This window comes from Rathayibacter sp. AY1C1, from assembly GCF_002932105.1.
In the GTDB taxonomy this organism is placed as follows: Bacteria; Actinomycetota; Actinomycetes; order Actinomycetales; family Microbacteriaceae; genus Rathayibacter.
Window position 1 is genome coordinate 19,667 of the sequence record NZ_PSWH01000038.1, and the last position, 10,874, is coordinate 30,540.

The following is a 10,874-nucleotide window of genomic DNA, read 5'->3' on the forward strand; positions in this document are numbered from 1 at the left end:
CGGCGCGACACCCCTCCCTCCCCGCAGCCTCTACCGGAAGGTGCGCCTGACCGCGTTGTTCGCCGGCGTGGGATCGGCGGCGGCGGTCGACACCCTGGCATCGATCGTCGTGGCGGCCGGCCGGTCGACCAGCGTCACCGAGTAGGTGGTGCTCCGCCCGGCGGAGACGCTCGGCGCGGTCCAGGTGAGGACCGTCGTGCCCGCGGCCGAGCCCTTCGTCTGCACGGCGCCGGGCGCACTCGCCACCGTTCCGCTGACGACGACCCGGGTGGTCGTCGTCGCCGCGTCCCGGGTGCCGGTGTTCCGGACGGTGATCGTGCCCGAGAGCGGAGCCGTCGCTGCCAGTCCCGGCGCCGGCGCCAGCGTCAGCGTGAGGTCGGCGCGGGTGGAGGACTTCACCTGCAGCGACTGCGTCACCGAGGTCGCGGCGAGCCACGCGGAGTCGCCCGCCTGCGTGGCCCGGACGGTGCAGCTCGCCGCACCCGTCAGCCGCACCGTCGCCGTGCCCGCGCCGGTCGCGGTCAGCGTGCAGCTGCCGCTCGCGTACAGCTTCACGGGCAGACCGGAGGAGGCGGTGGCCGCGACCGGGTAGGCGATCCCCTTCTCGGGCGAGGACGGCATCGCGGTCGAGAAGGCGACCTTCTGCGCCTTCTTCTTCTGCGGGACGACCGCGGTGACCGCGATCGACTGGGTCGCCCGGGGAGCCGCGTCGTGCGAGGCGTCGCCGGCCTGATCCGCGGTGACCGTGCAGGTGCCGGATCCGCTGAAGGTCACGACGCCGCTCGCGAGCGAGCACGCGCCCGTGGCGCCGATCGTGACCGGCAGACCGGAGGAGCCGCCCGCCGCGGTCGGCGTGTAGCGGCCGCCCGCGGTCGCCGTGCTCGGAGCCGCGGAGGTGAAGGCGACCGTCTGCAGCGCCCTGCCGATCGGGAACGTCCGGACGACCTGCTCCGCGGGCGCGTGAGCGTCGTCGCCGGCCTGATCCAGCGTCAGCGTGCAGGTGCCGACGGAGTCGTAGGACACCGTGCCGTCCTCTCCCAGGGAGCAGGAGTCGGAGGCGTCCAGCACCGGGTCGGCGCTCGACGGGCCGCGGACGATCGACGGGGTCCAGGAGCCGCCGATCCGGGCGTCCGTCGGAGCGGCGTCGCGGAACGACACCGCTCCCGCCGCCGTGCCGACCTCCACCGACTGCGTGATCCGCGGAGCCGCCGAGTGGCGCTCGTCCCCGGCCTGGTCCGCGGTCACCGTGCAGGTGCCGGAGCGGGTGAAGGTCACGACGCCGTCCGCGACCGTGCAGGACCCGGCCGCTCCGAGCACCACGGGGGCGCTCGACGCGCCGGCCGTCACGACGGGCGTGTAGGAGCCCCCCGCGACCGCCGCGTCGGGGACCGGCGAGGCGAACGCCAGCGTCTGGCCGAGGGCGCCGATCGCGAAGGTGCGGACGGACTGCGGAGCGGCGCCGTACCGCGAGTCGCCCGCCTGGTCGAGCGTCAGCGTGCAGGTGCCGACGGAGTCGTGGGACACGACTCCCGCGGCCGTCGAGCATGCTCCGGAGGCGGTCAGCACCGGACGCGCCGTGGAGGGCCCGGCGATGATCCGCGGGGTGGTCGTCCCGCCGACCGTCGCGCCGGTCGGCGCGCTGCCGCCGAAGGAGACGGTGCCCGCGAGCAGTCCGACCGCGATCACCTGCGAGGCCCGCTCCGCCGCGTCGTACCGGGCGTCGCCCGTCTGGTCGGCGGTCACCGTGCAGGTGCCCGATCCGGTGAAGGCGACGACCCCGTTGGTGAGCGTGCAGGATCCGGAGGCGCCGAGCACCACGGGGCGCCCCGAGGCTCCGCCGGTCGCGGTCGGGCGGTAGGTGCCGCCCGCGAGCGCCGAGTCCGGCGCCTGCGAGGTGAAGGCCACGGTCTGCGCGACCCGGGTGATCTCGAAGCTGCGCACGGCCGTCGGCGCTGCGCTGTGGCGGATGTCGCTCGCCTGGTCCAGCGTCAGCGTGCAGGTGCCGGCGGAGTCGTAGGAGACCAGTCGGAAGGGCCCGACGGAGCAGGCGCCGGAGGCCGTCAGCACCGGGGGAGCACTGGAGGGGCCGGCGACGACCGCGGCCGTCGAGGAGCCCCCGACCCGGGCCTCGGCCGGAGCATCGCCGCCGAACGCGACGGTGCCCGCGAGCTGCGTGACCGCGACGGTCTGCGAGGCCTGCGCCGCCGCGGCGTAGCGCCCGTCGCCCGCCTGGTCCGCCGTGACGGTGCAGGTGCCGCTGCCGGCGAAGGTGACGACGCCGTCCGCGAGCGTGCAGGCGCCGGTCGCTCCGATCGTCACGGGGAGCCCGGACGCGCCGCCCGTCGCGGTCGGAGTGAGCGTGTCGCCGGCCGCGGCCGTCGACGGCGCGGTCGAGGTGAAGGCGACGGTCTGCGCGATCGCGGTGACCTCGAAGGTCTGGACCGCCCGCGCGGTGCCGTAGGCGGCGTCGCGGTAGTGGATCGCCGTCAGCGTGCAGGTGCCCGCGGAGTCGAACCGGACGGCGCCGTTCTCGCCGTCGGAGCAGGCGCCCGAGACGCTGAGCACCGAGGGGCCGGAGGACGGTCCGCGCGTGAAGGCGGGAGTGAAGGATCCGCCGACCTCCGCGTCGGTCGGGACGGCGGTCGTGAACGCCACGGAGCCGGGCGCGTAGCCGACCTCCACCTCCTGCACGGCGGGCCGGGCGCTGTCGTACTGCCGGTTGCCGTTCTGGTAGGCGAAGACGCCGCAGACGCCCTTCGTGGTGAAGGTGACCACGCCGTCCTTCGCCGAGCACGACGCGGTGGTGAGGAGGAACGGAGCGATGCCCGAGGCGCCGCCCTCGATCACGGGGCGGTACGTGTCCCCGAGGACGGCGCCGACCGGAGGCGCGCTCGTGATCCGGACCGTCTGCGGGAGGAAGTAGATCGAGTACTCCTGCTCGGCGTGCCGCGCGGGCCAGTAGCCGTCTCCGGGCTGGTCGAGGGACAGCACGCAGAGCCCGGCCCCGTCGTTCCGCACGGTCACTCCGTCCGGGAGGATCGAGCAGTCTCGGCTCGCGGAGAGCACGGGCACGCCCTTCGACGGGCCGGGCACGATCGTCGGCCGGTACGTCTCGAGCGACATCGCGTGCGGGGGCGCGGTGCTCCCGAAGGAGAGGTTCCCCTCGGGAGTCCCGACCGTGATGACCTGCCGGACCTGCGGAGCGGCGTCGTGTCGATCGTCCGCGGCCTGGTCGATCGTCACCGTGCAGGTGCCGTCGCCGAAGAACGTCACCACGTCGTCCGCGATGGTGCAGTTGCCGTTCTCGATCACCGCGATCACGAGCGGGTTGCCCGAGCCGCCGCCGGTCGCCTCGACCGTGTACCGGTCGTCGGTGAACACCCGGTCGGGCGGAGTCGAGGTGACGACGACCGTCTGGGGGATCCGCGAGATCGGGACGAAGCGCACCAGGCCGTCGGCGGCCGCGTACACGTCGTCGCCCGGCTGGTCGAACTGCACGCCGCAGGTCGAGGGCTCGGTGTAGGTCAGGATCTGCGCACCCGTCGCGTCGGGGGCGACGGTGCAGCCGAAGAAGGTCCTGACGAGCACCGGCAGTCCCGAGCTCGAGGTCGCCGTGGCGACGCCGGTCGACTCCAGGACGCCGGTCTTCGGCACCGCGACCGTCAGCGTCTGCGACGCCTTCGCGACCTCGAGATCGAAGGAGGCGCGCCCCGCGGTGTAGTGGTCGTCGCCGGCCTGATCGGCGGTCACGGTGCAGGTGCCGCCGCGCGTGAAGGTCACGACGCCGTCGGCGATCGCGCAGGATCCGGTCGCTCCGATCGAGACGGGGCTCCCGGAGCCGCCGCCGGTGGCCGTCGGGGTGAAGGTGCCCAGCGCCGTCGGCGCGGTCGGCCGCGAGGAGGTGAAGGCGACCGTCTGCGAGAACTTCCGGACCGTGATCCGGAACGAGGACGTGCCGGTGTTGCCGGCCTCGTCGTCCGCGGTGCAGTCGACCGTCGTGTCCCCGATCGGGAAGACGCTCCCCGAGGCGGGCGTGCAGGTCGAGCCCACGGCTCCGTCGACCGCGTCCTCCGCGGAGGAGGCGAAGGTGACGACGGCGCCGGAGACGTCGACCGGCTCGGCCGTGACGGCGGCGGGCACGGTCACGACGGGGGCAGAGCGGTCGGCCAGCGCGAAGGTGCCGGGGATCGACCGGAGGGTGTAGTTCGGCCCCGCATCGCCTCCGTCGCACCTGGTGACGTAGTCGCCGACGGGCGTGCGCGCTCCGACCGTCACCTTCCCGGTGCCGTCCGCCGTGTAGTAGGCGCCGGTCGGCTCGGTGACGAAGCGGTCGGTTCCAGCGAAGCCGTCGGCCGTGCAGGTGACCGTCGGGGCGGTCGCGGTGCCGTGCGCCTGCGTCCCGGGGCTCGACGCGGTCACCGTGAGGGGCGCCGGCGAGATCGTGAGCGCGCCGTCGATGGTGATCAGCTGTCCCGAGGGGTTCGTCAGGCCGGAGCAGCGCGTGGGGTAGCGGCCGACGGGGGTCGTCGCGGAGAGCGCCAGCGGCGTCCTGAATCCGGTGTCGGACGCCGCGAAGGCGCCGCAGGAGACGGTCCCCGAGGGGGAGCCGGTCACGGAGGCGGTGATCGCGGGGGGAGTGGATCCGTAGGTCGACGAGGGCGAGGAGGCGGTCACCATCGGGACAGCCGCGACGATGCGCAGCGCGCCGTCCTTGTACCCCGCGATCGTGTAGTCGCTGCTGACCTTCGCGCCGCTGCACCGCGTGGTGAAGGTGGTGAAGGTGGAGGTGGGCCAGTTCGGGATCAAGCGGTAGATGACGTCGTCCGCCGTGACGATCGGCCGGTAGACGCCGGCCGTGAGCGGGGCGCCGAAGGTGTCGGAGCCGACGAAGGCGGCCGTGCAGCGCAGGTCGGGGGACGGCGCGCCTCGCGGGTAGTCGACCGTCGGAGCGGTGACCGTGAGCGCCTTCGGCTTCGCCGTGAAGCTCTGCAGGGGCTCGCCCGCCCAGCCCAGAGGAGCGAGCGCGTCGAGCCTCGCCGCGAGCGTGCAGACGCCGGCGTGGAGCACGGTCACCCTCATGCCGCTGACGGAGCAGGTCTCGGCGGTCCTGCTGCTCAGGACGATCGAGCGGCCGGGCACATCGACGGCCTGCGCGTAGGGGCTCGCGTCGAAGGAGTCGCCGTACGCCTTCTGCGGGAGCGTCGACAGGTCGAAGCGCACGCCGCCCACCGCCACGGTGGCCGGCTCGCTGCGGACGCTGCCCCCGCAGGTGGTCAGGGTCGCCCGGTAGCGGTAGGAGCCGGTGGGATCGGGGCCGGCCTCGAGGAACGCGGTCCCGTCCTCCCGGGCGCCCGCCCGGCCGAGGGCGGGCTTCCACGTGGCGCCGCCGTCGGTGGACCTCTCCCACGACACGGCGGGGATGCCGCCGTAGACGGCCGAGACGCTCACGCCCATCGTCAGCGTGTAGATCTGGTTGGTGACGCCCGCGATGTCCGAGGGCTGCCGGGTGATGACGGGTGCCGCGGCGCACGCGCGCACCTCGTGGCGCAGAGCGGGGAGCGCCGACCAGCTCCCTCGTCCCGCCTCGGCGGGGGTGATGGTGTCGGGGTAGTGCGCGCGGATCTCGTTCCAGCCCTGCGGGATGTCCCTCGTGGTCAGAACGCCGACGCCGTCCGCGTCGAGGGTCACCCTGCTGGTGCCTGCACCGGTGAGGATCTCGACGGTGCCGCCGGCGGCCACCGGCCGGCCCAGGCTCGGGATGGTCACCTTCGCGGTGACGGTGACCTCCTGCCCGAGCATCGAGAAGTCGGGGGTCCGCGTCACGGTCACGGCGGTGTCGTGCACCGGAGCGACCACGGGGTCGGCCGCCGTCGGGCCGGCCGTCTGCGAGATCCTCGTCACGCTCGGGTGCACGTAGCTCGAGCCGCCGCCGCCGGCGCCGGGGTCGTTCATGACGCCGAGGGTGTCGTTCATGCTGCCGAACACGTAGGGCGATCCGCCGCCGCCGCCGTACCACCAGCCGGCCCCGCCGCCGCCGCCGCTGTGGCCGGGGAACGAGCAGTTGCCGCCGCCGCCGCGGGAGGCGCCGGCGTCGGCGCCCTTGCCGTCGTTGAGGAACACGCCCCACTGGCCGTTGTTGCCGTCGGCGCACTCGCCGAACGTGCTGTAGCCGCGGGCGCCGGGCGAGCCGCCCGAGCTCTGCCCGGCCGCGCCGCCGCCGCCGCCGTCGGCCGCGTTGTTCCTGCCGCCGTTCCCGCCGCCCCTCGCGCCGCTGCCGGCGTCGGCGTCGCCGCCGACCGAGGACCGCCCGCCGCCGCCTCCGCCGCCCGCCGCCACGGCGAGGGCGTGCTGACAGCCGTCCGAGCCGGCCGTGCTGAGGTACTGGGCGTCGCCGCCCGCGCCGCCGGAGTCGCCCGCGTAGACGCCGCCGTTCACGTAGCGCGTGGCGCCTGCCGCTCCGGCCGGGGCGCCGGTGAGGCGCCCGATCTCCAGCACCTGCCCGGGTGTGACGGGCACCTCCACGACGAGGCTGGAGCCGCGTCCGCCGGCGTTGCCCGTCCCGAGGCCGCTCGCACCCTTCCCGCCGTTCTGGCCGCTGAGGACGGCGCGGACCGTCGAGACCCCGGTCGCGGGAACGGTGTACTGCGACACCGTCGAGACCTTCGGGGAGGTGAAGCACGCGGTGCTGAAGACCGGCGCCGCCGACGCGGTCGGCGCGGCCACGACGCTGAGTCCTGCGCCCGCTACGAGCACGGCCGCGGCGACGAGGGAACGGAGGAAGGACTGGCGCATGTGCTGCTACTCCCGGCTGCTGCCGGGAGCGGGCGCCCGCGGTCGGCTCAGAGTAGGGCGGTCGTAGACCCGCGAGGAAGGCGCAAGGTACACGAACGCCCTGCTCGGGGGGTACGGGAGGCCACTTCTGCCGGAACCTCCCAGGAAGTCCCTGTGCACGTCGGGGCGGCGTCCCCGCCCTGTCGGCGCAGTGTCCCCACCCTGTTGCGGCCGCCGCCCGGATCGCGTAGCCTAGCGAGGTTGCGTGCATCTGCACGCGCTTGCGTGCTGCCCACCGGGCAGGAGCTCCGGCTCCGGCCGGACAGGCGGGCGGTGCGCCGACAAGTGACCTTGGGTGGATCGGGCGGGGCTTCGTGCCGCGCGTGATCCACGGTAATCACACATGGAGGAAACCATGGCAGCAGTCTGCCAGGTGACCGGAGCCGTCCCCGGCTTCGGGCACGCCATCTCGCACTCGCACCGGCGCACCAAGCGCCGCTTCGACCCGAACGTGCAGAAGAAGACGTACTACGTGCCGTCGCTTCGCCGTAACGTCACCCTGACCCTCTCGGCCAAGGGCATCAAGGTCATCGACGCCCGTGGCATCGAGTCCGTCGTCAAGGATGTTCTCGCTCGCGGGGTGAAGATCTAATGGCCAAGCAGCAGGACGTCCGTCCGATCATCAAGCTCCGTTCGACGGCCGGCACCGGTTACACGTACGTGACCAAGAAGAACCGCCGCAACGACCCCGACCGTCTCGTGCTCAAGAAGTACGACCCCGTAGTGCGCAAGCACGTCGACTTCCGCGAGGAGCGCTAAGTATGGCCAAGAAGAGCAAGATCGCCCGCAACGAGCAGCGCAAGGTGATCGTCGACCGCTACGCCGCCAAGCGCCTCGAGCTGAAGAAGGCCCTGGTCGACCCGGCCGGGACCGACGAGACCCGTGAGGCCGCCCGCGTCGGCCTCCAGAAGCTCCCCCGCAACGCCTCGCCCGTCCGCGTCCGCTCGCGCGACGCCGTCGACGGCCGCCCCCGCGGCAACCTCACGAAGTTCGGCATCTCGCGTGTCCGCTTCCGTGACATGGCGCACCGCGGCGAGCTGCCCGGCATCACCAAGTCCAGCTGGTGACCCGGCGCCGCTAGCGGCGTGAACGATCGAAGGCCCGTGATCCATCGGATCGCGGGCCTTCGTCGTCCCGCCGGCGGACGTAAAATGTGCGGATGACCGACTCCAGCCTGCCCACCGTCGCCGAGATCGCGGCGCTCATCGACCACGCGATCCTGAAGCCCGAGCTCACCCGCGCCGAGGTCGACGCCCAGCTCGACGAGGCGCGCGCGTCCGGCGTGTTCAGCGTCTGCGTCCGCCCCTCCGACATCGCCCACTCGGTCGCTCGGCTCGAGGGCTCCGGCGTCCTGGTCGGCACGGTCATCGGCTTCCCCCACGGCACCACCTCGACCGCGGCGAAGGTCGCGGAGTCGCGTCAGGCGCTCGCCGACGGCGCGTCCGAGCTCGACATGGTCGTCAACATCGGCCGCCTCCGGAGCGGCCTGCTCCAGGACGTCGAGGACGACGTCCGCGCCGTGGTCGAGGCCGCCGAGGGCCACGTCGTCAAGGTCATCCTCGAGACGAGCCTCCTCGACGACGAGCAGGTCGTCGAGGGCAGCCGGGCCGCCGAGCGCGCCGGAGCGGACTTCGTGAAGACCGCCACCGGCTTCGCGGGCGGAGGCGCGAACGAGCACGACCTCCGCCTCATGCGCGGCGCCGTCTCGGAGGCCGTCCAGGTGAAGGCGTCCGGCGGAGTCCGCGACCTCGACACGCTCCTCGCCTACCGCGGCCTCGGCGTCACCCGCTTCGGCACCAGCGGCTCCGCGACCATCCTCGGCGACCTCGCCGCGCGGCACTCGGGCGACTCCTCCGCGGCACGTGTCGACTCAGCCTCCTACTGACGGAGCGGCCGACGAGGGCCGCACCGCACCCGCCGACCGGATGACGCCCGTGCGCCTGCGCCCGGGCCGCGCCGGCCGGTGGGCGGAGCGGACCCGCCGCCCCCTCGACGAGATCGCCCGCGCCCTCAAGGAGCGCGTCTACGCGACCTTCACGGGCCTGGCCGTGGTGATGATCTACCTCGTCGGCGACCACCCCGACGCGGTCCACGCCCTCCAGAGCCTCGTGATCTCGATCATCGGGATCTCGGCCGCGGGCTTCGTCGCCGAGGTGATCGCGCACCAGGTCGTGCACGCCTCGGCGCCCTCGCGCTCCGAGACGCACACCATGCTGCGGATCGCGGGCGGGGCGCTCGCCTCGGCGTCGCTGCCGGTCCTCGCGCTCGGTGCCGCGGCGCTGGGCTGGATCGACGCGACGGTCGCGCTGCGGATCGGCGCGGGCGTCTACGTCGCCACGCTCGCGGGGATCGCCCTCATCGCCGTCGTGCGCGCGGGCCTCTCCTGGAAGGAGAGCCTCGTCTCGCTGCTCGGGATCGTGGGCCTCGGCGTGCTGGTCGTCGGCGTGCTCGCGCTCGCGCACTGATCCGGAGGCGCCGCCGCGCGTAGGCTCGGACGGATGACGTCACGCACCAGGGTCGAGCTCGGCCGCCGCGAGGACCTCGGCGCCGACTGCGCGAACTGCTTCGGCCTGTGCTGCGTGGCCCTCGCCTTCGCCCGCTCCGCCGACTTCCCGTTCGACAAGCGCGCCGGAGACCCGTGCGTCAACCTCGACGGCGAGGACGCATGCACGATCCACCGCCGGCTCCGGCCGCAGGGCTTCGTCGGCTGCACCGTCTTCGACTGCTTCGGCGCCGGCCAGAAGGTCTCGCAGCACACGTTCGGCGGCGTCTCCTGGCGGTCGGACCCGGCCGTGCGCGAGCGGATGTTCGCGGTGTTCCCGCTGATGCGCCGCCTGCACGAGCTGCTCTGGTACCTCGACTCCGCACTGGCGCTGCCCGGCGTCGCCGCGCCGCTCCTCGACGAGCTGCGCGAGCGGTTCGACGCGGTGCACGCGCACACCCTCGGTGAGCCGGAGCAGGTGGTCGCGGTCGACGTCGACGCGGAGTACGGAGCATCCCGGCCGCTCCTGATCGCGGCGAGCGCGGCCGCTCGCGCAGGAGCGGCGCCGGCTGCCCGCCGGTCGAAGGGCCGTCGGCTCGCTCCGGGTGCCGATCTGGCGGGCGCACCGCTCCGGAACGCGGACCTGCGGGGAGCGGATCTGCGGGGCGCGCTCCTCCTGGCTGCGGACCTGCGGGGTGCGGATCTGCAGCGGTGCGACCTGCTCGGGGTGGACCTTCGTGATGCGGACGTGTCCGGTGCGCGGCTCGCCGAGGCGGTCTACCTCACCCAGGCGCAGGTGAACAGCGCCCGAGGGGATGCGGCGACCACGCTGCCGTCGCATTTCGAGCGCCCGTCGCACTGGGGCGGCTAGCCCGCCAGGTCAGAGGCTGCGGGGGCCGCCCAGCGACTCGTCGCCGCCCTCGTCGTCGAAGCCGAGGGCCTCGACGACCTCGCGGCCGAGGAGGTGCGCGCCGCTCCAGCCCTCGATGACGCACCGGGGGAACGCCTCGCGGTCCGGCGAGCCGAGCCATGCGGCCGCGGCCTCGCGGGCCCATGCCTCCGAGGCGTACACGCCGATAATCTCGGTGCGGTCGTCCCACGGCGTCGCGGTCGAGAGGACGAAGTGGTCACCGTTCACGATCGGATCTCCTCCGGCTCTCGGGGTTCAGCGACCCCGTGGGAGTGCGGGACCGGACCGGACGCTACCCGTGCGCGGGGGAGCGCGTCTCCGGGGTCGACACGAGCGCGGATGAAGGCTACGGGAACGTCGAGCGCGGCGCGATCACCCGATGGTCCCACGCAGGCGGGCGTTCAGCCCACCAAGAGCCGTCGCGATCTCGTTCTCGTCGCTTCCGGGGAGGAGGGCGCCGCCCTGCTCGAGGCCGTGGCGCAGGGCCTCGACCTCCTCAGCGGGGAGGCCGCCGCTGTCGAGGAGGGCCTGGAGGGCGGCGAGGATGCCGACGAGGGCGACGGCGTCGTCCAGGTCGAGGGGGCGGACGCAGGACTTGTCCATGTCATCGCTCCTGTTCGGGTCAGGGGTTCAGGGGCGGGGGCCCCGCGT

At 73.9% G+C, this 10,874-nt stretch carries 9 protein-coding genes; 6 read left to right on the top strand and 3 right to left on the bottom strand.

Annotation, left to right across the window (positions count from 1 at the left end):
- Positions 1 to 30 precede the first annotated feature (30 nt).
- Positions 31 to 6,792: an HYR domain-containing protein gene (locus tag C5C71_RS14880; protein WP_146084484.1), complete on the bottom strand. Its 6,762-nt coding sequence runs from the start codon at positions 6,790 to 6,792 to the stop codon at positions 31 to 33.
- Between the two features lie 394 nt (positions 6,793 to 7,186).
- Here C5C71_RS14880 and rpmB point away from each other — a divergent pair, with 394 nt between their 5' ends.
- From rpmB to C5C71_RS14915, 6 genes are all read left to right on the top strand, one after another.
- Entirely contained in the window at positions 7,187 to 7,423 is a 237-nt protein-coding gene (gene rpmB, locus C5C71_RS14890; protein WP_056038148.1) for a 50S ribosomal protein L28, read from the top strand.
- Entirely contained in the window at positions 7,423 to 7,590 is a 168-nt protein-coding gene (gene rpmG, locus C5C71_RS14895) for a 50S ribosomal protein L33 (protein WP_027692168.1), read from the top strand. The genes rpmB and rpmG overlap by 1 nt, the downstream gene beginning before the upstream one ends.
- Before the next feature lie 2 nt (positions 7,591 to 7,592).
- Positions 7,593 to 7,898, top strand: coding sequence for a 30S ribosomal protein S14 (gene rpsN / locus C5C71_RS14900; protein ID WP_104225107.1), 306 nt, complete (start codon positions 7,593 to 7,595; stop codon positions 7,896 to 7,898).
- Between the two features lie 92 nt (positions 7,899 to 7,990).
- Entirely contained in the window at positions 7,991 to 8,716 is a 726-nt protein-coding gene (gene deoC / locus C5C71_RS14905) for a deoxyribose-phosphate aldolase (protein ID WP_181027245.1), read from the top strand.
- A complete protein-coding gene (locus C5C71_RS14910) occupies positions 8,694 to 9,296 on the top strand; it encodes a hypothetical protein (protein ID WP_146084485.1) in 603 nt (200 codons plus the stop codon). Before deoC ends, C5C71_RS14910 begins: the two co-directional genes overlap by 23 nt.
- 33 nt (positions 9,297 to 9,329) lie before the next feature.
- The gene (locus C5C71_RS14915) at positions 9,330 to 10,184 is read left to right on the top strand and encodes a pentapeptide repeat-containing protein (RefSeq protein ID WP_104269795.1); all 855 of its coding nucleotides are present in this window, start codon (positions 9,330 to 9,332) and stop codon (positions 10,182 to 10,184) included.
- Positions 10,185 to 10,193: 9 nt separating this feature from the next.
- Here C5C71_RS14915 and C5C71_RS14920 read toward each other — a convergent pair whose 3' ends face one another.
- The gene (locus C5C71_RS14920) at positions 10,194 to 10,451 is read right to left on the bottom strand and encodes a hypothetical protein (RefSeq protein ID WP_104238985.1); all 258 of its coding nucleotides are present in this window, start codon (positions 10,449 to 10,451) and stop codon (positions 10,194 to 10,196) included.
- Positions 10,452 to 10,595: 144 nt separating this feature from the next.
- Positions 10,596 to 10,826 (bottom strand): hypothetical protein, encoded by a 231-nt coding sequence (locus C5C71_RS14925; RefSeq protein WP_104261342.1) that lies wholly within the window; start codon positions 10,824 to 10,826, stop codon positions 10,596 to 10,598.
- Between the last annotated feature and the right edge of the window lie 48 nt (positions 10,827 to 10,874).